The sequence below is a fragment of the Spirillospora sp. NPDC047279 genome (assembly GCF_040643285.1).
Lineage (GTDB): Bacteria > Actinomycetota > Actinomycetes > Streptosporangiales > Streptosporangiaceae > Spirillospora.
In genome coordinates, this window is record NZ_JBEYUA010000010.1 from 124,677 (window position 1) to 148,546 (window position 23,870).

Annotated in this window: 26 protein-coding genes; 12 read left to right on the forward strand and 14 right to left on the reverse strand. The window is 69.4% G+C overall.

Annotated features, from left to right (window positions below; all coding sequences use genetic code 11):
- Nucleotides 1–163: 163 nt before the first annotated feature.
- A complete protein-coding gene (locus tag ABZ810_RS25770) occupies nt 164–652 on the reverse strand; it encodes a DUF2000 domain-containing protein (protein ID WP_358407325.1) in 489 nt (162 codons plus the stop codon).
- 90 nt (nt 653–742) lie between these two features.
- Here ABZ810_RS25770 and ABZ810_RS25775 point away from each other — a divergent pair, with 90 nt between their 5' ends.
- The 3 genes from ABZ810_RS25775 to ABZ810_RS25785 all read left to right on the forward strand — a co-directional run bounded on the left by ABZ810_RS25775 (nt 743) and on the right by ABZ810_RS25785 (nt 3,312).
- The gene (locus ABZ810_RS25775; protein ID WP_358407326.1) at nt 743–1,195 is read left to right on the forward strand and encodes an Lrp/AsnC family transcriptional regulator; all 453 of its coding nucleotides are present in this window, start codon (nt 743–745) and stop codon (nt 1,193–1,195) included.
- Nucleotides 1,196–1,264: 69 nt separating this feature from the next.
- Entirely contained in the window at nt 1,265–2,065 is an 801-nt protein-coding gene (locus ABZ810_RS25780; protein ID WP_358407328.1) for a metalloregulator ArsR/SmtB family transcription factor, read from the forward strand.
- Between the two features lie 158 nt (nt 2,066–2,223).
- The gene (locus ABZ810_RS25785; RefSeq protein ID WP_358407330.1) at nt 2,224–3,312 is read left to right on the forward strand and encodes an FAD-dependent oxidoreductase; all 1,089 of its coding nucleotides are present in this window, start codon (nt 2,224–2,226) and stop codon (nt 3,310–3,312) included.
- Nucleotides 3,313–3,316: 4 nt separating this feature from the next.
- On the opposite strand, the gene ABZ810_RS25790 is transcribed toward ABZ810_RS25785, so the two are convergent.
- The gene (locus ABZ810_RS25790; RefSeq protein WP_358407333.1) at nt 3,317–3,799 is read right to left on the reverse strand and encodes a MarR family winged helix-turn-helix transcriptional regulator; all 483 of its coding nucleotides are present in this window, start codon (nt 3,797–3,799) and stop codon (nt 3,317–3,319) included.
- A 140-nt stretch (nt 3,800–3,939) separates the two neighbouring features.
- Between ABZ810_RS25790 and ABZ810_RS25795 the strand changes: the two genes are divergently transcribed.
- Nucleotides 3,940–4,857, forward strand: a complete 918-nt coding sequence (locus tag ABZ810_RS25795) for an LLM class flavin-dependent oxidoreductase (RefSeq protein WP_358407334.1) — start codon at nt 3,940–3,942, stop codon at nt 4,855–4,857.
- Nucleotides 4,858–4,860: 3 nt separating this feature from the next.
- On the forward strand, nt 4,861–5,229 hold the full coding sequence (locus ABZ810_RS25800; RefSeq protein WP_358407335.1) for an MmcQ/YjbR family DNA-binding protein: 369 nt from the start codon (nt 4,861–4,863) through the stop codon (nt 5,227–5,229).
- Nucleotides 5,230–5,376: 147 nt separating this feature from the next.
- On the opposite strand, the gene ABZ810_RS25805 is transcribed toward ABZ810_RS25800, so the two are convergent.
- Nucleotides 5,377–9,282: a replicative DNA helicase gene (locus ABZ810_RS25805; protein WP_358407337.1), complete on the reverse strand. Its 3,906-nt coding sequence runs from the start codon at nt 9,280–9,282 to the stop codon at nt 5,377–5,379.
- A gap of 342 nt (nt 9,283–9,624) precedes the next feature.
- On the opposite strand from ABZ810_RS25805, the gene ABZ810_RS25810 reads away from it, so the two are divergent.
- Nucleotides 9,625–10,956, forward strand: a complete 1,332-nt coding sequence (locus ABZ810_RS25810; protein ID WP_358407338.1) for an MATE family efflux transporter — start codon at nt 9,625–9,627, stop codon at nt 10,954–10,956.
- A 94-nt stretch (nt 10,957–11,050) separates the two neighbouring features.
- Nucleotides 11,051–11,215 carry a hypothetical protein gene (locus ABZ810_RS25815; protein WP_358407340.1) on the forward strand — a complete coding sequence of 55 codons (165 nt, stop codon included), beginning with the start codon at nt 11,051–11,053 and terminating at the stop codon, nt 11,213–11,215.
- A gap of 12 nt (nt 11,216–11,227) precedes the next feature.
- On the opposite strand, the gene ABZ810_RS25820 is transcribed toward ABZ810_RS25815, so the two are convergent.
- The 6 genes from ABZ810_RS25820 to ABZ810_RS25845 form a co-directional block, all read right to left on the reverse strand.
- Complete coding sequence (locus tag ABZ810_RS25820; protein ID WP_358407342.1) at nt 11,228–12,082, reverse strand: peptidoglycan recognition family protein; 855 nt, start codon at nt 12,080–12,082, stop codon at nt 11,228–11,230.
- Nucleotides 12,083–12,254: 172 nt separating this feature from the next.
- The gene (gene rplI / locus ABZ810_RS25825; RefSeq protein ID WP_358407344.1) at nt 12,255–12,701 is read right to left on the reverse strand and encodes a 50S ribosomal protein L9; all 447 of its coding nucleotides are present in this window, start codon (nt 12,699–12,701) and stop codon (nt 12,255–12,257) included.
- 18 nt (nt 12,702–12,719) lie between these two features.
- Nucleotides 12,720–12,956 carry a 30S ribosomal protein S18 gene (gene rpsR, locus ABZ810_RS25830; RefSeq protein WP_019631633.1) on the reverse strand — a complete coding sequence of 79 codons (237 nt, stop codon included), beginning with the start codon at nt 12,954–12,956 and terminating at the stop codon, nt 12,720–12,722.
- 100 nt (nt 12,957–13,056) lie between these two features.
- Nucleotides 13,057–13,614, reverse strand: a complete 558-nt coding sequence (locus ABZ810_RS25835) for a single-stranded DNA-binding protein (protein WP_358407347.1) — start codon at nt 13,612–13,614, stop codon at nt 13,057–13,059.
- A gap of 58 nt (nt 13,615–13,672) precedes the next feature.
- A complete protein-coding gene (rpsF, locus tag ABZ810_RS25840; RefSeq protein ID WP_358407350.1) occupies nt 13,673–13,963 on the reverse strand; it encodes a 30S ribosomal protein S6 in 291 nt (96 codons plus the stop codon).
- Between the two features lie 206 nt (nt 13,964–14,169).
- On the reverse strand, nt 14,170–14,340 hold the full coding sequence (locus ABZ810_RS25845) for a hypothetical protein (protein ID WP_358407352.1): 171 nt from the start codon (nt 14,338–14,340) through the stop codon (nt 14,170–14,172).
- Between the two features lie 163 nt (nt 14,341–14,503).
- On the opposite strand from ABZ810_RS25845, the gene ABZ810_RS25850 reads away from it, so the two are divergent.
- The 3 genes from ABZ810_RS25850 to ABZ810_RS25860 all read left to right on the forward strand — a co-directional run bounded on the left by ABZ810_RS25850 (nt 14,504) and on the right by ABZ810_RS25860 (nt 16,194).
- A complete protein-coding gene (locus tag ABZ810_RS25850) occupies nt 14,504–14,809 on the forward strand; it encodes a hypothetical protein (protein ID WP_358407353.1) in 306 nt (101 codons plus the stop codon).
- Nucleotides 14,810–14,840: 31 nt separating this feature from the next.
- Nucleotides 14,841–15,611, forward strand: a complete 771-nt coding sequence (locus tag ABZ810_RS25855) for a deoxyribonuclease IV (protein ID WP_358407354.1) — start codon at nt 14,841–14,843, stop codon at nt 15,609–15,611.
- 205 nt (nt 15,612–15,816) lie between these two features.
- Nucleotides 15,817–16,194 carry a DUF4190 domain-containing protein gene (locus tag ABZ810_RS25860; RefSeq protein WP_358407357.1) on the forward strand — a complete coding sequence of 126 codons (378 nt, stop codon included), beginning with the start codon at nt 15,817–15,819 and terminating at the stop codon, nt 16,192–16,194.
- A gap of 15 nt (nt 16,195–16,209) precedes the next feature.
- On the opposite strand, the gene ABZ810_RS25865 is transcribed toward ABZ810_RS25860, so the two are convergent.
- Nucleotides 16,210–16,659: a barstar family protein gene (locus ABZ810_RS25865; protein ID WP_358407359.1), complete on the reverse strand. Its 450-nt coding sequence runs from the start codon at nt 16,657–16,659 to the stop codon at nt 16,210–16,212.
- A gap of 17 nt (nt 16,660–16,676) precedes the next feature.
- On the reverse strand, nt 16,677–17,108 hold the full coding sequence (locus ABZ810_RS25870; RefSeq protein ID WP_358407360.1) for a ribonuclease domain-containing protein: 432 nt from the start codon (nt 17,106–17,108) through the stop codon (nt 16,677–16,679).
- A gap of 257 nt (nt 17,109–17,365) precedes the next feature.
- Here ABZ810_RS25870 and ABZ810_RS25875 point away from each other — a divergent pair, with 257 nt between their 5' ends.
- Together ABZ810_RS25875 and ABZ810_RS25880 are read left to right on the forward strand one after the other, a co-directional pair.
- Nucleotides 17,366–17,839 (forward strand): hypothetical protein, encoded by a 474-nt coding sequence (locus tag ABZ810_RS25875; protein ID WP_358407363.1) that lies wholly within the window; start codon nt 17,366–17,368, stop codon nt 17,837–17,839.
- 149 nt (nt 17,840–17,988) lie between these two features.
- Nucleotides 17,989–18,960 (forward strand): MerR family transcriptional regulator, encoded by a 972-nt coding sequence (locus ABZ810_RS25880; protein ID WP_358407366.1) that lies wholly within the window; start codon nt 17,989–17,991, stop codon nt 18,958–18,960.
- Here the strand turns inward: ABZ810_RS25880 and ABZ810_RS25885 are convergent.
- The 3 genes from ABZ810_RS25885 to ABZ810_RS25895 form a co-directional block, all read right to left on the reverse strand.
- Nucleotides 18,935–19,975 carry a serine hydrolase gene (locus ABZ810_RS25885; RefSeq protein WP_358407369.1) on the reverse strand — a complete coding sequence of 347 codons (1,041 nt, stop codon included), beginning with the start codon at nt 19,973–19,975 and terminating at the stop codon, nt 18,935–18,937. The genes ABZ810_RS25880 and ABZ810_RS25885 overlap by 26 nt on opposite strands.
- Nucleotides 19,976–20,051: 76 nt before the next feature.
- Nucleotides 20,052–21,494 carry a glycosyltransferase 87 family protein gene (locus tag ABZ810_RS25890; protein ID WP_358407371.1) on the reverse strand — a complete coding sequence of 481 codons (1,443 nt, stop codon included), beginning with the start codon at nt 21,492–21,494 and terminating at the stop codon, nt 20,052–20,054.
- 116 nt (nt 21,495–21,610) lie between these two features.
- Nucleotides 21,611–23,866, reverse strand: a complete 2,256-nt coding sequence (locus ABZ810_RS25895) for a transglycosylase domain-containing protein (protein WP_358407373.1) — start codon at nt 23,864–23,866, stop codon at nt 21,611–21,613.
- Nucleotides 23,867–23,870 lie beyond the last annotated feature (4 nt).

Here is a 23,870-nt window from a genome sequence, read left to right on the forward strand (position 1 = left end):
AAGCAACACCGGCCTCGCGAAGCAGCCCGGCCTTCCGGAGAAGACCGACCAGCGGAACGGCCGGCCTCCCAGAGCAACTGGGACTTCGCAGAGCAACTGGGCGGCCTCGCAGCGCGGCACGGCCTCGTAGAGCGAGTTGGGCTGGTGGAGGAGGTGGGGCTGGTCAGCGGAGGAGGGGGAAGCGGTCGACGAGGGGGCGCGGGCCGGCGATGCCTACGGCGTGGTAGGTCAGGTCGTCGTCCTGCGTTCGGGCGAGTTCGGTGAGGTAGTCGTCGTACACGCGTACCCGCTGGGCGACCGCGACCATGTCGGCCACGAGCAGGTCGGGCTCGGCGAGGGCGGTGGCGCGGACGGTCTTCACGATGGGGGCGGTCGCGGCGAGGACGGTGCAGCCCGTCCAGGGGAGGCCGGCGTGCGGGCTGCCCGCGGCGTCGGCGCCGCCGGAGCCGACCAGTCCGGGGGCGGCCTTGCCGGTGGCGGCGGCGGTGCAGGCCGCGGCGTTCACCTGGAGGCCGGCGGGCAGGTCGCGGTCGACGAGGATGACCCATTTGAGGGCCTGCTCCCTGGTCGGCAGGTCGGGCCGCTGAACGATGGTGTCGATCCAGGTGGGCGTGAACGTCGTGGGCACCCTCTGGAGTTCGTCCGAAGTCATGCCAGGAGAATCGGAGATGAACCGCATGGATCTCAACTCGGATGGGCTGGATTCCGAAGATAGTTCGGCAATTGACCTCGAGGGGGCGTGATGGACGAACTTGATGCGGCCATCGTCGACGAGCTGCAACGCGACGGCCGCCAGACCAACCGGGAGCTCGCCGACCGGCTGGGCATCGCCCCGTCCACCTGCCTGGAACGGGTGCGGGCGCTGCGCAGGCGCGGGGTGATCACCGGTTTTCACGCCGAGGTCGACCCGGCCAGGCTCGGCCGTCCGATCCAGGCGCTCATCAACGTCCGGCTGCAACCGAAGATCAGGGAGGCGGTCGAGGGTTTCCGTACGTACGTCACCGAGCTTCCCGAGACGCTCGCGGTCTTCGTCGTGTCGGGCGGCGACGACTTCATCATCCAGGTGGCCGTCCGGGACGCGGGCCACCTGCGCGACTTCGTCCTCGACCATGTCTCGCGACACCGCAACATCGCCGACGTGCGCACGTCCCTGGTGTACGACCACATCCGCACCCCGCTCCGGGTCCTGCCTTGACAGGCAACCTTCTGGTTGCCTAATCTGAAACGCAACCGAATGGTTGCCTGATTTGAGTGATGGACGACGATGGACGCGATCTTCAAGGCGCTCGCCGACCCCAGCCGCCGGCAGCTGCTCGACGCCTTGAACCTCCGCAACGGCCAGAGCCTGCGCGAGCTGTGCACCGAGCTGGACATGACCCGGCAGGCGGTCACCAAGCATCTGAGCGTCCTCGAATCGGCCGGCCTGGTGACCACGATCAAGCGCGGCAGGGAAAAGCTGCACTACCTCAACGCCGCTCCCATCAACGACATCGCCGAACGCTGGATCGACCGGTACGACCGGAGGCGGGCCCGCGCGCTCGCCGACCTCAAGAGAGCGCTGGAGGACAGCCCCGTGAGCGACACCCAGTTCGTGTACGTGACGTACATCAGGACCACGCCGGAGAAGCTCTGGCAGGCCCTCACCGACCCCGCCTTCATCAGCCGTTACATGGACGGCACCGGCCCCGACTCCGACTGGAGGGTCGGCTCGCCGATCAGGTGGCGGATGGACCCGGAGCACGAGTTCCAGGACTGGGACCAGAAGGTCCTGGAGGCCGAGCCCGGCAAACGCCTGGCCTACACCTGGCACAACTACCAGCCCGAGATGGCCGAGTACTTCGGCTGGAGCGACGAGAAGCTCGCCGAACTCCAGAAGGAGAAGCGGTCCAAGGTGACCTTCGAGATCGAGCCCGCCGGCGACGAGACCGTGAAGCTGACGGTCGTGCACGACGACTTCGAGCCCGACAGCGAGATGCTGAAGGGTGTGAGCGGCGGCTGGCCCGCCATTCTCTCGAGCCTGAAGACGCTCCTGGAGTCGGGCGAGACGCTCTCCCTGCCAGGCTGACGGCCTGACGGCCTGACGGCCTTCGACCGACCCCGCGTGCCACCGGCCGCGGGGTCGTCGCTTTTCTCAGCCTGTGGTTGAAGTTCGTATCACGAACTACTATCGTCACGTCTCATAGCTTAGTTCGTACTACGAACAAAACTGAGGGAGTGAGATCGATGAGCCGTACCGTTGTGGTCATCGGCGGAGGTTACGGGGGCGCCGCGGTCGCCAAGGCGCTCGACCAGGACACCGATGTCGTCCTGGTCGACCCGAAGGACGCGTTCGTGCATTCGGCGGGCGCGTTGCGGGCGCTGGTCCAGCCCGACTGGGCGGGCAACATCTTCTTTCCTTACGAGACGCTGCTCGAACGCGGCCGCGTCGTCCGCGAGCGTGCGACCTCGGTGGACCCCGCCGGGGTCACCCTCGCCTCGGGCGAACGCCTTGACGCCGACTACCTCGTCCTGGCCACCGGCTCCAGCTATCCGTACCCGGCCAAGATGACCACCGACGTGGCCGACGAGGCGCTGGAACAACTGCGCGGCACCCACAAGGAACTCGCGTCCGCCGAACATGTCCTGATCCTCGGCGCCGGGCCGGTGGGCCTCGAACTGTCCGGCGAGATCAAGGCGGCCTGGCCCGGCAAGCGGGTGACCGTCGTGGACCCCGCCGAGCAGTTGCTCACCGGCTTCCACCCCGACCTGCGCGAGGACCTGCACCGCCAGCTGGACGACCTGGGCATCGACGTGCGGCTCGGCACCGGCCTCACCGCGCCGCCGCCCACCGAACCGGGCACGGTCGGCACGTTCACCGTCGAGACCACCGGCGGCCGGATCTCCGCCGACATCTGGTTCCGCGCGTACGGCGTGAACACCAACGGCGACTACCTCGGCGACGGCCGCGTCGCCACCCGGACGCCGCAAGGCCAGGTCCGCGTGACCGAACGGCTCACCGTCGAAGACCACGCCCACATCTACGCCCTCGGCGACATCACCGCCATCGCCGAGGCCAAGATGGCCGGCTTCGCGATGAAGCACGCCGAGGTCGTCGCGCAGAACATCATCGCCCAGGTGCGAGGCGAGGAGCCCGCGGCCACCTACCAGCCCTCGCCGATCCCCGTCGTCCTGCTGCCCCTCGGGCCCGAGGGCGGCGTCGGCCAGGTGCCCTCGCCCGACGGGCCCGCCGTGCTCCCCGCCGCGGCGGTCTCGGAGTACAAGGGCACCGACATCTTCATCGGCCGCTTCCAGGAACTCTTCAACCTGACCTGAAGGCTCAACGACCGTTCGCGCCCGGCGTCCCCTCGTCCAGCTCCATGAAGACGACGGGCACCTCGTTGTCGCTCACCAGCCGGCTGAGCAGCTCGGCGAGCTGGACACGTTCGCCCTCGTCGAGACCGGTCGGCAGCAGATCGACCCGCCGGCAGGTCTCGGCGTAGAACTCCTCGACCAGCGTGGCGCCCTCGTCGGTGAGCGCGACCCGGACGGCGCGCGCGTCGTCCGGGTCGGCCTCCCGGCGCACGAGTCCGCTGCGCGCGGTCCGGTCGACCAGACCGGTGAGGCTCGACTTGGCCAGGCCCAGGATCCCGCCGAGCTCGGTCATCCCGTACGGCTGCGGCATCAGCACGCAGAGGAGCTGGCCCTGCTGGGGCGTCAGCCCGTACTCCCGGGCCGACGCCGCGTACACGGCATTGACGAGAAATGAGGAACGCACCAGTGCGGCGACGACCCCCATATGCGCGCCTACGGCCTTTCCCATTCATCCAGAATACGACAGCCATCGGACTCCTCGCGCCAGCCAAACGATCACCAGCGGACCCCGTTCGACCTGCAATACCCTCGACCGACCACATCACGTACAGATAATTCGTAACACGAACCAACTGTGCAGAGAAAGGCATGACGATGCGGGAGCACAAGGCACTGTTCGGCGTCGGGATCAGCACCGCGGTCGCGGACGCACGGCAGTCCCTCCGGCTGGCCGCCCAGGCCGACCGCCAGGGCCTGGACCTGTTCACCGTCTCCGACCACCCCTACTTCGCCGAACGACTCGACGCGTACTCCATCATCGGCGTCGCCCTCGGCGGCACCACCGACATCTCCGGCCTGGTCAGCGTCACCAACCTGCCGACCCGCCCCGCCCCGATGCTGGCCCGCACGGTCACCTCACTGACGGCGCTCACCGGCGGCCGTCTCGTCCTCGGACTCGGCGCGGGCGGCCTCTGGGACGACATCGCCCGGCTGGGCGCACCCCGCCTCGGCCCCGCGGCCGCGGTCCGCGCGTTCGAAGAGGCGATCGTCCTCGTCCGCGCCCTCTCGGGCGGCGGCGACCCGGTGACCTTCAACGGCGAGTTCTACCAGGTCACCGAGCTCGAACCGGCCGCGCTCCCGGCACCGCCGATCTGGACCGGATCCGTAGGGCCCAAATCCCTCGCCGTCACCGGCAGGCACGCCGACGGCTGGATCCCCGGCCACGCCGCCGACTGGCTCAGCCCCCGCCACCGCGACTCACGCCCCGTCATCGACGAGGCCGCTGCCGCCGCCGGACGCGATCCGTCCGACATCGCCACCGTCTACAACCTGCCCGGCCGCATCACCACCGACCCGCTCCGCACCACCCGCGACCAGGACGGCCGGTGGATCGGCGGCTCCCCCGCCCAGTGGGTCGACGAGCTCACGACCGCCGTCCTTGACCACCACGCCTCGGGCTTCGTGCACTTCCCCGTCAACGACGCACCCCTCGACGTCACCCTCGGCCGCTGGGCAGAAGAGATCGCCCCCGCCGTTCGAGAGGCCACCGCCAGGGCGAAGATGTGAGGCATGAGCGATGACCCACTCCACCGCCTGCGCGAACTGTGCCTGTCCCTGCCGCAGGTGACCGAGCGCCTCAACCACGGCGAACCCGCGTGGGCCGTCCGCGGGAAGGCGCTCGTCACCTGCTCCGAACGCAAACCCGAAGGCCGGATCGGCTTCTGGTGCCCCTCCCCGCCGGGAGAGCTCGAAGCCCTGGTCGCCGCCGAGCCCGACCGTTTCTTCCAGCCGCCCTACGGCGGCCACGGCTGGCTGGGCGTCTACCTCGACGTCCCCGTCGACTGGGCCGAGGTCCGCGAGATCATCACTGACGCCTACCGCATCACGGCTCCCCGGTGCCTGACAGCCGAGCTGGATCCCCCTCCACCCCCACCCTGACCACGGCCCGCCCACCCGCAAAGCCACCACCCGAACCGCACTCCGGCCACCCGCGCAGACCAGCCACCCGAACCGCACGTCCGCGTTCTCTCGCCGGCGGGCTCCAGCACGAACGCCGCTCCAGCGAGCTTTGCGCGGATGCCGCAGCTACTGGGCCATGTCGACGAAGCGGCTGTAGTGCCCCTGGAACGCCACGGTCACGGTCGCGGTCGGACCATTACGGTGCTTGGCCACGATCAGGTCCGCCTCACCCGCACGCGGGGACTCCTTCTCGTACGCATCCTCACGGTGCAACAAGATCACCATGTCCGCATCCTGCTCGATCGAATTGTGGATGGAAATCCCATTCGCCACGAAATTGTGCAGTCCGAGGACCGAGGCGTCGTAGACGTCCTGCTCACCCAGACTCTCGATCGAGACGACCTCATCCCAGAACACGTCGTTGGTCGCCAGCATCTCCAGCTCCGCGCCGTCCAGCACGGTCGCGACCCGTCCCAACCGCTCCCGGCTGGGCGCGCGCTTCCACAAGGCGCTGCCACAGAACTGGGTGCCGATCGCCGCCGCGAAGTCGCGGTGGGTCATCCGACGCTCGGCGAGAATCTCCCGGATGTCGTGCCAGATCTCGCGCGGCACCGTGTCGACGTTGGTGTTGCCGCGCACTTCACGCAGCCGCTCGGCAGCGGTGGCCGCAATGACGCCTCGCGCACCGTGAACCCGCACGGCCGTGAAGAACGCCAGCTGGTTCTCGGCCCCATAGAGGTGCAGCTGATAACCCGGGCGATGCTCGCCCCTGGTGACGGTCTTGACCCGCGACAAGATGCCGAAACGCAGGAGAAGCCGGGAGACGTCGTCCACCAGGCGCCGGCTGGTCGACGCGTAGTAGACACGGCAACTGCTCTTCTCCGCATTCCAGTGAACGCAGCCGTCGGTGGCCCAGAGGTGCCTGAGGAACAGGGCGACCTGCTCCTTCGGCAGCTGGAAGATCGGAGCGGGCACGAACTTCTCATGTGATCGCAGGCCAAAGAGTCCAAGCCCGTCCAGCCATTCGGCGATCGGGTTACGGCGCCCATGCGTCAACCGGAAGGGCGCCGGCAGACGGAGCGTCGTGACACGCGCGGCCTCGGAGTCATCGCGCACCGCGCTGATCCCGAAATGCCGAGCCGCTTCGGTCACCGCGGCAAGACATGCCTCGTCCTTGCTCGCGTAGCGGATGGGCTGACGTTCGACGAACGAGCCGTCCCCGATGAGGTGCGCCAGCAGGGTGACACGTTCGGCCGGCCACGGCTTGATCTCCAAGGGCGGCGGAACGTGGCGGGCGGTGGCGATGCGCTCGCCAGGGACCAGGTCTCCCAGCGCCGTCCAGCCCGTGTAGGTCAGGAATGGGTGGTTGGCCGTGGCTTCGATCTCCTTGCCCGAGGTGAGCCGAACCCGGAAGACCTCCTTGCGACCACTCGAGAAAGCGTGCGTCATCGTCCTCGGCACGTACTTCAGCCGATCGTCGAGCGCCCACACCGGCACGTCCCGAACTCCGGAGCCGAGCAGTTCGCCGATGGTGACCTCTTCGTTAGTGTCAGCGCGCATGACCCTTGTCGCGGCGGTCACACAACCCGACTCACGGAGGTCGGAGACCATCGGTTTCTTGTCGGTTCGCTGCTCAGGACCACGGTTGAGCTGGGAGAGCGCGATGACGGGGACCTGGAGCTCCTTGGCGAGGAGCTTCAGCGAACGGGAGAACTCCGAGACCTCGACCTGGCGGCTCTCGACCCGTTTGCCGGACGTCATCAGCTGGAGATAGTCGATGACGACCAGGCGCAGGTCGTGCTGTTGCTTGAGGCGACGGCACTTCGCCCGGATCTCCATCATCGACATGTTGGGCGAGTCGTCGATGAACAGCGGCGCCTCGGCGACCTCGCTCATCCGGCGCGCGAGGCGCGTCCAGTCCTCGTCCTGCATCGTGCCGGAACGCATGGCGTGCAGGGCGACACGGGCCTCGGCCGAGAGCAGGCGCATCGTGATCTCGTTGCGCCCCATTTCCAGGCTGAAGAACGCGGAGGTCAGGCCGTGCTTGATCGAGGCCGCACGGGCGAAGTCGAGCGCGAGCGTGGAGTTGTGGGTCGGGATGCACGATCGACCGACCAGGTACATGTGGTCGGCGTTGTCGACCTGGACGCACCGCACCGGGACGCTCGGAACGCGCCGCACGTCCACGATGTAACGGACCCCGGCCTTCGGGTGAACGGTCGTGCGCTGCCGGGCCGCTTTGCGCGGAAGCCGGAAGACCGTCTCGGTCGGCGTGAAGTCGATCCGGTAGAACGTGGACGGCTGGGAGGAATCGAAGCCGACCTGCTCGGTCGTCATCGTGGCGCGGTAACCGAGGCTCAAGATCAGCTCGTGAGCACCTTCGGCCAGCCGCTTGTTGGCGAACGCGAGCTGCACCTGCCCGATCTCCGACACATGCCCGTCCGTGTCCAGCATCCCGGCGAGCAGAGCCCGCCGCTGCTCCTCGGACGCACGCAGATAGATCTCAGGGACGTGCTTGTCGTTCCACAGCCCCAGTGCCCTGACCTTGGTAGCGAGCCCCGGGAGCCCGAAGCTTCCCGGCGCGGCATGACGGCTGACAGGCTGGCCTGCAGCCGCGATCTCCTCCAGGATCCGTTCGTCGAAGCATGTGATCTGCGCCTGCGTGCTGCAACCGTCTCCCAGCCAAGCGCCGAGCACGTACGGGGCGATGGGAAGGTCTGCCCGGGGCAGTTGGAAAGCGGCCGACACGGCGACCGCGTGATTAGGCCGGTTGTCGCCGTCACAGCGAAGGGTTGCCGCGATCTCTTCGGTCGTCTTGATGGGGCGATGCTCTGCCGTCGTTGCGGCGCTCTTCGGGCGGACCGCACGCTTGAGCGGTCCCCGATAGAGGCTGGTGCTCGTATAGCGGGGCTGCCGCTCGGAGAGACCGGTGTCGGACTCACCGCGGCGCCCGAGCTCGCGGGTCACCGAGTGGAGCGCGTGCTTGAACTCCGCGCCGACGACGCCAACCGCTTCGGCGTGGGTGACGAGCTGGACGGGCTGCTCGTTGGCGTCCGCAGTGGCCCAGCGCACCCGGTTGATCATGTCGTCAGGCCAGTGGCACGTCGTCTTTCTCTCGGTCTGCTGACGACGGCTCGCCCGTGTTGTGGTGCGCCATTGATGCTGGGCGTCCGCGATAAGGACCTCGCCATCGGAGAACTCGACCTCATAGCAGGGACGGTCGTGCATCACCTCGGTGGCGGCGACGACGCGGGTGGGCTTGCCATCCGCGCCGATGAGGAGGTCCCCGACCTCCACCTCGCCCATGGTCGTCCAACCACTGGGGGTAGGGAGCTCGGTGCCGATTCCTACCGCTTTTCCCATGGCAGGTCGGGCTGCGACCACGATCATCTGCCCGGAGTGAAGGCCGTTGGTCAGGGAGTCGAGGTCGCTGAAGCCGGTGGGGACGCCGGTCATCTGGCCGCCGCGGCTGCCGATGGCCTCGATCTCGTCGAGGGCGCCGGGCATGATCTCGCTGAGCGGGACGTAGTCTTCGCCGGCGCGCTTTTCGGCGATGGCGAAGACCTCGGCCTGGGCGCGGTCGAGGACGTCGTCGGCGTCGGCGCCGTCGGCGGCGTAGCCCATCTGGACGATGCGGGTGCCGGTCTCGACGAGCTTCCGCAGGACGGAACGTTCGTGGACGATCTTGGCGTAGTAGCCGGCGTTGGCGGCGGTGGGGACCGAGGAGATCAGCGTGTGCAGGTAGGGGGCGCCGCCGACGCGGCCGATCTCGCCCCTCTTGGTCAGCTCGCCGACGATGGTGACGGCGTCGGCGGGGTCACCGCGGCCGTAGAGGTCGAGGACGGCGTCGTAGATGATCTGGTGCGCGGGGCGGTAGAAGTCCTGGGTGCGCAGGACCTCGATGACCTCGGCGATGGCGTCCTGGGAGAGGAGCATGCCGCCGAGCACGCCCTGCTCGGCGTTGATGTCGTGCGGTGGAGTGCGCTCGAACTCGGCAGAGGGCTCCGAGCCACCGATTTCGGCAACACTCACGTTGGACACCCCTCGTTGATTCTGGACTCAGCTGCCCCGCCAGCGACCCCGCATCTCAGGTCTATCGTCCGGGTCTGACATTCTCCGAGTTCCCACACCGAGGGAGCAAAGTGATCTGTGGACGGGCCTGTGGAGTCGCTGTGCAGAGGTGCCCGATTCGTTGTGCACGACCTGGGGACAACTCTGGGGATTGTCGTGGAGCGACTCCGGCATGATGGCCTTGACCTGCGATGACTTCGTCCACCGGGTGTGCGGGAAAGAAAGTCGGCGCTTCGTCGGCCTACCGTCGTGATGTAAGAGACATATTTCCTATAAGCCTTACATCTTGCTAGCCTGGAGGCCATGGTCGGCTCACCCCCACGGCTCCGGAAGAACGCCCACGACCGCGAGATCCTGCGGCTCGCGGTGCCCGCGTTCGGCGCGCTCGTCGCCGAGCCGCTCTTCCTCCTTTCGGACACCGCGATCGTCGGCCATCTGGGCACGGCGCAGCTGGGCGGGCTGGGAGTCGCCGGGCAGGCGCTGAGCACGCTCGTCTACCTGTGCGTCTTCCTGGCGTACGGGACGACGGCGGCGGTGGCGCGGCAGGTCGGCGCCGGCGACCTGCGCGGGGCCGTCCGGCAGGGCATCGACGGGATGTGGCTGGCGCTGACGATCGGCGCGGTGCTCGTCGTCGCCGGGTGGCCGCTGGCGCCCTGGCTGGTCGACCTGTTCGGGGCGTCCGCGTCGGTGACGCCGTACGCGGAGACGTACCTGCGGGTCAGCCTGCTCGGGATTCCCGGCATGCTCGTCGTCCTGGCGGGCACTGGCGTGCTGCGCGGCCTGCAGGACACCCGTACGCCGCTGCTGGTGTCGATCGGCGGGTTCGCGCTCAACCTGCTGCTGAACGTGGTGTTCGTGTTGTGGTTCGGCTGGGGCATCGCGGGGTCGGCCTGGGGCACCGTGATCGCGCAGACCGGGAGCGCGGCGGTCTACACCGTGGTCGTGCTGCGGGGGGCGCGGCGGCACGGAGCGTCCATCCGGCCTGATGTACGCGGGCTGCGGGCGTCGGCCACGGCGGGTGTCAGCCTGCTGCTGCGCACGGCCGCGCTGCGGATCGTCCTCATCGTGGGCACGTCGATCGCCGCCCGGATGGGCGACCCGGAGATCGCCGCGTACCAGATCGGTTTCCAGGTGTGGACGTTGCTGGCGTTCGCCCTCGACGCCATCGCGATCGCCGGGCAGGCGATCACCGGGCGCCACCTGGGCGCGAGCGACACCGCCGGCGCGCGGGCCGGGACCCGGCGGATGGTCGAGTGGGGCGTGGCCTGCGGGGTCGTGTTCGGGCTGGCGATCCTGCTGGTGCGGCCGTGGCTTCCGGGGCTGTTCACCTCCGACGACCAGGTGCGGGATCTCCTGCTGACGTCCCTGCTGATCGTGGCGCTCCTGCAGCCGCTCGCGGGCGTGGTGTTCGTTCTGGACGGCATCCTGATCGGGGCGGGCGACGGTGCCTACCTGGCGTGGACGACGGTGATCGCGACGGTGGCGTTCCTTCCGGCGGCGTTCGTGGCGTACCGGCTGGAGGCGGGACTCGTCGGGTTGTGGCTGGCGATCGGCCTGTGGATGTTCACGCGCTTCGTCACGCTGAGCCTCCGTGCGCGGGGCGATGCGTGGCTGGTCACCGGAGCCACGCGGTGACGGTGTGATTGCCGGGACGGAAACGGCGAAGTCCGCCCTTCTTCCTACCCGCTGCCACTAGTATTCGAACATGTGTTCCACACATGGAGAGCGGATGGCCCGTCTGGCCCAGGCGATCGACGACCTGGCGGCAGAGGGGCTGGCGGGGTTGCCGCCCGAGACGCTGGTGGAACGGGTCGCCGGCATCTGGTCACTGGTCGAGGGCATCGACCCGGAGATCGCACGCCGGCGTACGCGCTACACCACGCCGGAATCCTGAGACGGGGGGCCGTCAGGAAGGGGGCCTGCGCATCGGGGGGAGATCATCGGGGACGTCCAGATCACTCGACGGAGTGATCATGGGCTCCTCCATGATCTCGGGCTCGGGGACGTCCGGGACGGGGGGCTCGGGACGGGGTTTGGGCTTGGGGCCGCCATCGGACAGGTACATCGCCACAGCGCGCCGCAACTCGGGGAGCCTGGCGTAGAGCACGTCGCCCGGGCAGCTGGTCTTGCCGTAGTCGCGGTGTCCCACGATCGCGCGGTTCGGGTCGAGCCGGTATTCGGCGCAGAGCCAGGCGCACACCGTGACCAGCGACGTCCACAGTGACCCCGGCACGGGGGCCCTCATGTAGTTGCCCTCGTTCTCGATCCCGATGGTGTGGTCGTTGTGGTGCAGCGCCTGCGCGCCGAGGACGTGCCGTCCGGACAGGATCGCCGCCAGGCTGCCGTCCCGCCCCTCCATCACGTGCCCGCCGCGACTGATCGTGAGCTGCTGGCCCGTGTCGTTCCACTTGCGGCTCCTCATGTGGAACCGCTGGATGTCGCGCGACAGCCGGTACGCGTGGGCGAGGGAGTAATCCCTGGTGTTCGGCGTCGCCGTGTGGTGCACGATGATGCGGTCGGGCACCCTCTTGAGGATCTTGGTCGCCTTCCTGGGCTTCCTGGCGCCCCACTCGCGGCGGGTGTGGACGCGTGGCCCGGCCGGGCCGGGACTCCCGCTCTCGATCTCCGCCATGGCGACATTGTCGACCAGATCGAACACCCCCAGGCCGAGGACGCTCGCGGCGCCCAGGACCGCCCGCCGGCTCGGGAGGCCGTCCCCGAGCCCGTGATCGTCTGAACATCCCCCCGCGAATCCGAACACGCCACCCTCCCCGACGGTAATGATCTACCAACGGAACGTAGTGGCGGCCTCATGGATGACCAAGGACGCGGCGGTTCAGGGACGTTTCACAAGAAAGGGCGATCCCGCCCGGGAACGCGGAACGGCCGGGACTCCGCTGGGGAGTCCCGGCCGTTCCGGTGGTGCGTGGTCGTCAGGCCTCGGCGACGTTGACGTCGATCGTGGCGCTGACGTCGGCGTGCAGGCGCACGCTGACGCGGTGCTGGCCGACGGTCTTGATCGGGTTGCCGATCTCGATGCGGCGCTTGTCGAGGTCGGGGCCCTTGGCGGACTTGACGGCCTCGGCGATGTCGGCGGCGGTCACGGCGCCGAACAGGCGGCCGTTGCTGCCGGTACGGGTGCGCAGCGTCACCTTGAGCGCCTTGAGCTGGTCGGCGACCTCCTTGGCGTGCTCGACGGTCGCGATCTCGCGGGCCGAACGTGCCTTCTTGATCGACTCGATCTGCTTCTCGGCGCCCCGGGTCCACTTGATCGCGAACCCGCGCGGCACGAGGTAGTTGCGGCCGTAGCCGTCCTTGACCTCGACCACGTCACCGGGCTCGCCGATGCCGGACACCTGCTGAGTGAGGATGAGCTTCATGATTCAGATCCCCCTGACTCAGCGAGCGGTGCTGGTGTACGGCAGCAGCGCCATCTCGCGGGCGTTCTTGATCGCCGTCGCGACGTCGCGCTGGTGCTGGGTGCAGTTGCCGGTCACGCGACGGGCCCGGATCTTGCCGCGGTCGGAGATGAACTTCCGCAGCAGGCCGGTGTCCTTGTAGTCGACGTAGGAGATCTTCTCCTGGCAGAAAACGCAAACCTTCTTCTTCGGCTTGCGAGGAGGTGGCTTCGCCATCGTGGTGCTCCTTAGGGAGAGCCCCGCTCACGCGGGAATGGACGTCTGTCTGGATTGCTGGTCTTGCCGAGAAGGGCGGGTCGTCCCTGGAACGGCTGGTCTAGAAGGGCGGGTCGTCGGAGAAGCCGCCGCCCCCGCCACCGCCGCCGCCGGAACCGCCGGTGGCCCAGGGGTCGTTGGCGGGGGCTCCGCCACCGCCGCCGCCCTGGTTGCCGCCGAAGTCGCCGCCCCCGGCGGCACCGCCGCCGAAGCCGCCGCCCCCGCCGCCACCGAAGCCGCCGCCGCCACCCTGCCGCTGGGTCTTGTTGACCTTGGCGGTGGCGTTGCGCAGCGAGGGGCCGACCTCGTCGACCTCGACCTCGAAGACGGTGCGCTTCTCACCCTCACGGGTCTCGTACGACCGCTGCTTGAGGCGCCCCTGCACGATCACCCGCATGCCGCGCTGGAGGCTCTCGGCGCAGTTCTCCGCCGCTTGCCGCCAGACGTTGCAGGTCAGGAAGAGGGCCTCGCCGTCCTTCCACTCGTTCGCCTGGCGGTCGAAGAACCGCGGGGTCGACGCGATGCGGAACGACGCGACCGCCTGGCCGCTAGGGGTGAAGCGCAGGTTCGGGTCCTCCACGAGGTTCCCGACGATCGTGATTACGGTGTCGCCTGCCATTGGGCTCGCTCCGGCGGATATGTGGGCCTGGGCTGGGGCCTGACGCGGTGCGCCTGGCTCAGTGGACCTCGGGGCGGATGACCTTCGTACGCAGGATCGTCTCGCTCAGGTTGAGCTGCCGGTCGAGCTCCTTGACCGTGGCAGGCTCGGCCGTGAGGTCGACCACCGCGTAGATGCCTTCGTTCTTCTTCTGGATGTCGTACGCGAGACGACGGCGACCCCAGATGTCGACCTTCTCGACGCTCCCGCCGTCGTCCTTGACGACCTTCAGGAACGGGTCGAGCGACGTGTTGACGGTGCGCTCGTCGATGGCCGGGTCGAGGATGGCCATGAGTTCGTAACGACGCATGCTGTGTCCCTACCTCCTCTGGACTGGTGCGGTCACGGTCTCTCCGTGACAGGAGGGCTGTTGCGTCTCCCGCGGTGGCTCCGCCGGCCATGGTGACCGGCCGCCGTCCGCGAGACCGATACAGGCTACCAAGAGTTCGCAGCGTGTCAGGCGTCCTGCGCAGGTAACACGCGACCCGCCCGCCCCAGGAGCGACCGCCCCCGGCGTCAGTGGCGGGCTTGGGCTCTGGCAGGGGGTTTGGCCACGCAGCGGCGCCGCTCCAGCTCGGCCATGATCTCGTGCATCCTGGCGCGCATCCTGGCGGTCTGCGTCGTGAGCGCCGACAGCTCCTCGACGAGCTCGGCGTCGCCGATGATCGTGAACTCGCTCGCCGTCACCGTGCACCTCCTGCGGTCGTCTTCGAATTCATGTTCGACGGTACCGGGTCCGGCCGACATTTTCCGCCCCCGAGCCGCCGGTTGATCTTCGGGTCTCCCGGGAATCTCTCTACGGACCTCGATATGCGTCCCGCGTCACGACGAGCCGGAAGGAGCGTGGCCCATGCCACCGGAAGCCGCCGGTCAGAAGCGTTCGGCCATCAGCCTCAACACCGACGGCGAACGGCACCCGCTGGAGAACTCCCTCGCGGTGTCCGCCATCGTCATCGGCCTGGCCGCGCTGGTGCTGGGATTCATACCGGCGACCCACTTCTTCGGGATGCTCGCCGGCGTGATCGGGCTTCCGCTGGCCCTGTACTCGCAGCTGGTCTCGGTGACGACCGGGGAACGCTGGCTGAACGTGGTCGGGATGGTCGCCTCGTTCGTCGGCGCCGCCTTCGCGCTGAAGCACGGCGGCTTCAACCCGTAAACCGTCCCTGGGCGCGGCTAGGCTCGGTGGCATGCGCATCGGAGCCCACGTCGACCAGACCAACCCGCTCGACAACGCCCAGGCCGTCGAGGCCGACGTCGTGCAGTTCTTCCTCGGCGACCCGCAGGGCTGGAAGAAGCCCGTCCTGCCGGAGGGCGTCGAGGCCGTACGGGATTCCGACGTGGACGTCTACGTGCACGCCCCGTACACGATCAACGTGGCGACGTCCAACAACCGCATCCGCATCCCGAGCCGCAAGAACCTCCAGCAGCAGCTGGACGCGGCCGCGTCGATCGGGGCGAAGGCGCTGATCGTGCACGGCGGGCACGTGCTGAAGGACGACGACCCCGAGGTCGGTTTCGAAAACTGGCGGAAGGTCTTCGAGCGGCTCGAGTGCCCGATCCCGGTCTACATCGAGAACACCGCGGGCGGCGGCAACGCCATGGCGCGCAAGTTCGACCGGATCGCACGGTTGTGGGAGGTGCTGTCGGGCGTTCCGGGGCTGGACGACAAGCTGGGCTTCTGCCTCGACACCTGCCACGCGCACGCGGCGGGCGAGGAGCTCATCGACGCGGTCGACCGGATCAAGTCGATCACGGGGCGGATCGATCTGGTGCACTGCAACGACAGCCGTGACGCGTTCGACTCCGGTGCCGACCGGCACGCCAATCTGGGCACCGGGACGATCGACACGGAGCTGATCCTGACCGTGGTGCGCGCGGCGGGCGCTCCGGTGGTCGTGGAGACGCCGGCCGAGGGGCAGGCGGCCGACATCGCCTGGCTGCGCTCGCAGCTGGCCTGAACCGGCCGCCCGAGGTGGGCGCACGGGCGTAAAAGGGGCGCCTTCCAGCGGGAACTTCAGGCCGTGGTGTCGCATCTAACACCGCGAAGTCCCTGAAATGACCCACGCACCCCCCTGTGCCGCGCTGGCATAATCCTCGCAGTCCACACCTCAGCGCACGCTCGCGACATTCGCGGCGACGGGCGCGCTAAAGATCGGGAAGTCGATGGCCCAGCCCCCTTACGACCCCTACGGCTACGGATCCCAGGACCCCTACGCGCAGCAGTACCCGCCCGCCCAGGTGCAGCACCACTACTACGGCGCCGCACCGGTCGCCGTCCGGACGAACGGCATGGCCACCGCCTCGATGATCCTCGGCATCATCGGCATCTTCACCTGCGGTTTCGGCTCGATCCTCGCGATCATCTTCGGGCACGTCGCGCACAGCCAGATCCGGCGTACGGGCGAGGGCGGGCACGGCCTGGCCGTGGCCGGCCTGATCATGGGTTACCTCATGTTCGTGCTCGGCCTGCTGTACGTGCTCTTCGTGGTCGTCTGGGGCTTCGCGCTCTGGGGTGCGGCCGGCACGAGCAGCGGCTACTGACGGCCCGCCCTCGGGTCAGGTGAGCCAGGGGACGCCCTCCGCCTCGGCCTCCGCGCTGGAGAGCAGGACGGTCATGGGGGTGTCGCTGTCCCGCCATGACTCGACGGCCTCGGCGAAGACGTCGAGGGCCGTACGGAAGGATCCCTGGTCCGCCTCGGCCAGGTCGTTCCACGACTCGTACCCGATCAGGTAGCCCTTCGGCGCGGGCGCCCAGGACAGGTCGGTGAGGCAGTCCTCCAGCGCGTCCCAGTTGGCGCCGAACCAGTCGGGGAACTCGAAGACCTCGGCGCACCTGCGCAGGAACGACTCCTTGTCGCGGACGGTGCGCCCGTCCAGCGCGAAGACCCGCAGGCCGGCGCGTTCGGCCCGGCCGGCCCAGTCGAGCGAGCCGGGCGGCCGCCACTGGAAGACGCCGGGTTCCAGCCGTCCCGCGAGCAGCTCGTTCAGTGCGTTCTTCGCGTCCACGTCGTCTCCCGGCCGGATCACGGGCCGGCCACCCGCACGAAGCTGCGGTAGTGGTCGGCGGTGTAGTAGCGCTCCCCGTTCTTCCCCGCGATGAGGCGCCGTGCGCCGCGGTCCTGTGAGCCCGGCGTGGGAACGGTGTACTCCCGGTAGTAGCCGCGCGCCTCGCGGGGCAGAAGCCGCTCCCGGTTGCCGAAGACGGACCCGTCCTTGCGGTACGGGAACGGGCCGCCCTGGTCGATCAGCCGCAGGATCCGCCGGGCTTCGGCGGGCAGGTCGCTCTCCCGGACGTCCGGGATCGTGGTGGCGCGACCGCCGGCTGTCGGGGACGACGCTCCGGTCCCGGCGGCGGACGTACGGCCGGACGTGCCGCCGCCGGACGTGTCGCCGCCGCGCGTGCAGGCGCCGAGGCCCAGCAGCGCGAGCATCAGCGGGATCAGCAGGCAGGTCACCGCTCTTCGCGTGACGGCCTTGGCCGTCATCGCGGGGCGGCGGTGTCCGCCGTCATCGCGGCACTCCTCACGTTCGTGATGGTCGCACAGCGCCTCCGCCGTTCCCGCCAGCGACGCGCTGACCTGCTCGGATCACCTCGGCGAGCACGTTCACTTGACAGGCATTGCTCGCCTTTCTACTCTCTCTTATATCGAGAGACTCTTTCGGAGAGTCGCTCGACTACAGAGTCGGTACCCGTTTCGGGAGGAGACCCACCATGAACGTCACGAAGACCGAGAAAGCACCCCAGGCCACCGAGCACGTCCAGGCCGACTACCGGACCGTCAAGCGGCTCGGCCACTGGACCACCGCCCGGCACATCGAGGTGCGCGCCCACCGCGGCGGCGCCGTGCTGGACCTGCGGTCGCCGCGCATCCCCACCGGAGACGTCGAGATCCGGCTGGACCTCGACCACGCCTGGGTGAAGGTGCTCGTCGACGACGACGCCGACATCGACAGCTGGGACCTGCGCTTCGTCCGGCGCGGCCGCGTCAAGGACTGGACCGGCACGAACGGCTCCGGCCGGCGCGTGCGGCTCGTCGGCGAGATGCGCAGCGCGGAGGTCCGCGTGCACCGGGGCGGCGTGGCGACGCTCTCGGCGCTGTTCTCCCGCGAGTTCGTCGAGGAGGCGCGCAAGGCTCACAAGGAGGGCGGCACCCCGTCCATCCCCGACCCCTCCTACCAGGGCTGACAGCCCACCACGGCGCCACCGAGATCGCGTACGGACACCCGTGCGCGATCTCGGCTTTCCACGTCCGGCATCAGTGTCCGCCGGGCCTTCGTGGGAGGGTCGGATCGACGACTTGAGTCTCCAGTGGCTGGAGACCGCAAGGTGGGGACATGGACGGCGACACCCTCTACACGATCGGAGAGCTGGCCCGGCGGACCGGGCTTCCGGTCAGGACGATCAGGTTCTACTCCGACAGCGGAGTGGTGCCGCCGGCACGACGCACCCACGCCGGCTACCGGCTGTACGACCTGGACGCGCTGGCACGGCTGGACCTCGTGCGCACGCTCCGCGAACTCGGGATCGACCTCACCACGATCCAGCGCGTGCTGGGCCGCGAGGTCACCATCGCCGAGGTCGCCGCGGCGCACGTCGAGGCGCTGGACGCGCAGATCAGCACGTTGCGTCTGCGCCGCGCCGTGTTGCGGGCGGTGGCCGGGCGCGGATCAGGCCCCAAGGAGATGGAACTCATGCACAAGCTCGCCAAGCTCTCCGACGCCGAACGCCGGCGGATCATCGACGAATTCATCGACGAGACGTTCGGCGGCCTCGACGCCAACCCCGAGTTCGTGGCCATGATGCGGTCCGCGATGCCCGAGCTTTCCGACGACCCCGAGCCCGAGCAGGTGAACGCGTGGGTCGAGCTCGCCGAACTCGTCCAGGACCCGGCATTCCGGGCGAGCGTCCGGCGGATGGCCGAGTTCCAGGCGTCCGAACGCGACACCGGTTTCCAGGACGGCCTGCACGGCGACCTTACGCGGACGGTGACGTCGAAGGTAGAAGGGGCCAGGACCGCGGGCGTCACGCCGGAGTCGCCGGAGGCGGAGCGGGTCGTCGGCGACCTCGTCGCCGCGTACGCCACCGCGTTCGGCCGTTCCGACGGCCCCGAGTTCCGGCGGCACCTGCTGACGCGCCTCGAGGTCGGCAACGAGCCGGCGGCCGAGCGGTATTGGCAGCTGCTCGCCACCGTCAACGGCTGGCCCGTGCCGCCGACGCTCACGCCGGTCTTCGAATGGTTCATCGCAGCGCTGCGCCACGCCCTAGGACGCCCCGGCCGTCTCACGGACGGCGGAAGGACCAGTTGAGCACGCGGACGGCGTCACGGAAGCGCGCGCCGGGATCGGTCGGCGAGCTGTTGAGCACGGCGCCGACGAGCGTACGGCCGTCGCGGCGCGCGGCGAAGACGAAGCTGTAGCCCGCGGCGGCCGTGTGGCCGCTCTTGATGCCGAGCATGCCCTGGTAGACACCGGCGAGCTCGTTCGTGCTCCGCCACACGTACCGCCGGTGGCCCTTGCTCGCGCCGGCAACGTACCTGCCGCGCACCACGATCTGCCGGAACGCGGCGTCGCGCATGGCGTGCCGCGCGAGCCTGACCTGGTCGCGCGCGGTCGAGTACCCGGCGGGGTGCAGGCCCGCGCTGTCGGCGTAGCGGGTGCGGCGCAGGCCGAGCGACCGCGCGGTGCGGTTCATGCGGCGCACGAACCTGCGCTGCCCGCCGTACGCGTCGGCGAGCGCGGCGGCGGCGTCGCATCCCGAGGGCAGCAACATCGCGTTCAGCAGTTCGCGCGTGGTGAACCGGTCTCCGGGCCGGAGCCGCGCGGTCGATCCGTTCCACGCGGCGGCGTAGGCGAGGTGGCCGGGCTTGACGCGGATCCTGCGGTCGAGGCGGCCCGCGCGCAGGACGACGAGGGCGGTCATCACCTTGGTGATGCTCCCGATCGCGCGCCTGCCGCCCGCCCGGCGGCTCCACAACACGCGCCCCGTCTCCGCGTCGACGAGGTAGCCGGACGCCGCCCGCACCTTCCGCGGCCCCCCGCCCGCCGCAAGCGAACGCACGACGCCGGCCGGCGCGGCGAACACGCCACCGGCGACACCCGACCGAACGTGGCTGGACGCGGCACCAGCGACACGCGACCGGGCCTGCGCAGACGCGGCACCAGCGACACGTGGTCGGGCATGGGTGAAAGCGGCGCTGGCGGGGTGTGGTCGAGCGTGGGTGGGTGTGGTGTTCTGGACGGCGGCCAGCGCGGTGGGCACCCCGGTGGTGGCTGGGGTGAGGGTGAGCGTGACGGCGAGCAGCATCGCCGTGATGATCCGCATGATCGGGTGAATACCCCGGTCAGAGGCTGGTTCAAGCCAGCGAATCGGCGGCGAGTGGTGGGGGGCGGGTCCGTTCTCAGGTCGCGGCCACGGCGGCGGGCCGGGCGGGCCGCCGCCGCCGCGTGCGCAGGGTGGTGAGGCTGAAGGCGTCGGGGGCTCCGTCGAGGACGCCGCCCGCCGGGTCGTCGGCGCCGTCCTGCCTGACGACGTCCCTGGACGGGCGCAGGATGTCGATGACGACCAGGACCGCCAGCAGGAGCACCGTCAGGAAACGCGCGAAGAGCGCCACGTGGTAGGTGCCGTCGTCGATGCCGCCCGGCGGCACGTCGAGGTGCAGCAGCGACGACAGGGTGGTGGACAGGTCGGATCCCGGCCGCTGGTACGACATCGCGAGCAGGTACCACCAGATGCCGAAGAAGTAGACGACCTCGCCCACCTGCCACAGGATGAACGCCGGCAGGCGCGGCCGGGCGAGGACGACGAGCGGCAGCAGCCACAACACGTACTGCGGCGACCAGACCTTGTTGGGCAGCATGAAGGCGACCAGCACGAGGAACATCAGCTGCGGCAGCCGGGGCCGTCGCGGCGCGGCGAGCGCGAGCACCGCGATGCCCGCGGCGAGCAGCAGGAACGTTCCGGTGCCGACGAGGTTGAGCACGCTGGTGTCGGTCACCGACGGCACCCCGTGGTCACGGAAGTAGAAGAAGATCGAGCCCCAGTCGATGCCGCGTTCCCGGCTGAAGCCGTAGAACTCCAGCCAGCCGTCCCACGCGAAGATCATCACCGGCAGGTTGACGGCGAGCCAGGCCACCGCCGTGCCGCCCAGCAGGCGGCCCATGGCCCGCCACTGCCCGGCGCGCACGCACAGCAGCACGAACGGGCCGAGGAAGAGCAGCGGATAGAACTTCGCCGCGACCGCCAGCCCGAGCAGCGCCCCCGCGAGCCCCGGCCTGCGCGCCGCCCACGCGGCGAGCGAGAGCGCGGTGAGCCCGACGGCGAGCAGGTCCCAGTTGATGTACGCGGTGAGCAGCAGCGCCGGCGACAGCGCCACCATCAGCCCGGCCTTCAGCGTCCTGCGCCCGGCGACGTACGCGGTGGCGAGCACGGTCGCGACCGCCAGGACGGCGAGCAGCAGCACCGTGACGTGGTAGAACGCCATCCCGCGCGTCTCGATCCCGAACGGCCGGACGATCATCGCGACCAGCTGCATGAAGAAGCCGCTCAGCGCCGGGTACTCGACGTAGGTGATGTCGTCGCCGGTGAACGAGTCGAAGTAGGGCACCTTGCCGTCGTTCAGCCCGCGCACGTAGTAGAGCGGGTAGATGTCGGTGTAGCACGCCCGCGTCGTCGTCTTGACGAAGTCGAACCCCGCCGACGCGCACGGCTGCTTCTGCAGCCAGCCGAGCACGCAGGTCAGCGCGGTCACGCCCGTCAGCACGGGCAGCAGGCGCATGAGGCGCCCGTTGCCGCCCGGCCGGTCGTCGAGCGTGGCGGAGGCGGCGGGGGTGGACGACGACATGGTCGAACCCTAGTGCCCCTGCCTGGACGCGAACCGAACGACCCGTCGTCCCTGGCGTTCAGGGACGACGGGTCGTCAGGCGGGTCCTCATCGGCGCTCCGGCGGGTCGCCTGGGGTCAGGGAGCCGACCCGCTCGTCCGGCTCTGCGTCTGGGGCTGGTTGGGACGGTCCTGGTCGGTGTCCCGGCACTGCTCGGCGTCGGGATGCCGCGCGCACCACCACGTGGGCGGCGGGTCGGACGGCGGGATGTCGGGGTTGCAGCCCACCGGCATGCCCCACTGGTCGCAGGGCTGCCGGCCCGCGTCGGGCGGTGTCGTCGGCGACGGTGAGGTGGTGGGCGACTGCGACGGGCAGGGCTGCCCGGTCGGGCTGCCCGGCGCGCCCGGCGTGCCCGGATCGCAGGACGGCGTCTCGGACGGCGTCGGGGACGGCGCCGGCGGCGGCGTGTCCCAGGTCTTGGGCGTGCTGTCGGAGTAGGTCGGCGCGTCGAAGGCCTGGGGCTGCATGTTCTCGCCGGCGATGACCTTCTCCATGAAGTTCTTCCAGATCTGCGCCGGGATCGTGCCGCCGTAGATGCTGTTGCCCTGGAAGCCGGGGATCCCCTTGATCGACTGGCTGCTCTTCTCGTTGTACATCGTCACGGCCGTCGACAGCTGCGGCACGTACCCGACGAACCAGGCCGCCGCGTTCTTCTCCGTCGTGCCGGTCTTGCCCGCGACCTCGCGGCCGTCGCTGAGCCTGGCCCGGGTCGCGGTGCCGTTGCGCACGACCGACTTCATCGCGTACGTCGCCTGGGCCGCCTGGTCCTTGGTCAGGATCGGCTTCTTCTGCTTGTCCCACGGCAGGTCGAGCGTCTCCATCTTGCCGTCGGGCTTGCGCAGCTCCACCTTCGTGATCAGGTGCGGCGTGACCGGCCGGCCGCCGTTGGCGAACGCGGCGTAGCCGGAGGCCTGGTAGACGGCCGGGATGTTGGTGACGCCCAGCGCGACGGCGCCCTGCTGGCCGTGGAAGTTCTTGAAGTACTTCGGCGGGACGCCGAACCCCTCGGCCGTGTCGATCACGTTGTCGATGCCGAGCTTGAGGCCGAGCTTCACATACGCGGTGTTGACCGACTTCTCGGTGGCCGTGACGAGGTTGATGACGCCCATCGGCGGGTCGCCCTCGTCGTTGTTGACGGTGTAGCCCTGGCCGCGCGGCACGTTGTCGCCCTGGACGTCGAACGTCTGCGGCGACCTGCCCATGATCGTCGACTTGACGCTCTGGCCCTCCTTGAGGGCCGTGGCGAGCACGTACGGCTTGAACGACGAGCCGACCTGCGCGCCCGGGGTGAAGACGGTGTCGACCTGGCTGCGTTCGGGGTTGCCGCCGTAGAACGCCTTGATCTCGCCGTTCTTCGGGTCGACCGCGATCAGCCCGGCCCCGATCTTGCTCGGCCAGCGGGCGACCCCGGCCTCCTTCATGGCGTCCTTGGCGTAGCCCATCCACTTGGGGTCGAGGCTGGTGGTGATCCGCAGGCCGCCGTTCTGCACGTCCTCGGGGACGCCCTTGACCTGCGAGAGCTCCTCCATGACCCGCTCCTGGATGAACGTGGTCTGCGACGTCGCGGTCGCGTCGGTCCACCGGTACTGGGTCTTGGGGAACTGGATGCGCTGCCGGTCCGCCTGACTGAGCTTGCCCATCTCGACCATGCCGTCGAGCACGTAGTTCCAGCGGTAGCGCAGCGCCTGGTTGGCGTCGCCGTCGCCGCGGGTCTGGAAGTAGTTGGGCCGCTGGATCATCGCGGCCAGCATCGCGGCCTGGGCCACGTTGAGCTGGCTGACGTCCTTGCGGAAGTACGCGCGCGAGGCGGCCTGGATCCCGTTCGCCTGACGGCCGAAGAAGACCGTGTTCAGGTACATCTCAAGGATCTTGTTCTTGTCGAGCTTGCGGCCCAGCTTCAGGGAGATGAAGATCTCCTTGAACTTCCGGCTCATCGTGCGGTCCTGGCTGAGGCCCTTGTAGTAGTTGCGGGCCAGCTGCTGGGTGATCGTCGAACCGCCCTGGGTGTCGCCGCCGACCGCGGTCTTGAGGACCGCGCGGGCCAGGCCCTTGGGCGAGACGCCGTGCTCGGAGTAGAACCCGCGGTCCTCGGCGGCGAGCACGGCGGTCCGCACGTGCTCGGGCACCTTGCTCAGCGGCACGGACTCGCGGGTGGCGCCCAGCCGGACGATCGGCGTCTTGCCGTCGCCGTAGAGGATGGCCGACCCCTCGTCGGTCACGCCGTCCTGCGGCGCGTCCGGGATGGGCGTCATCGCGTAGCCGACCCCGATGAGCGTCGTGGCGCCGAAGAACATCAGCGCGGTCACACCGGCGACGATCTTCCAGGACGGCACGTAC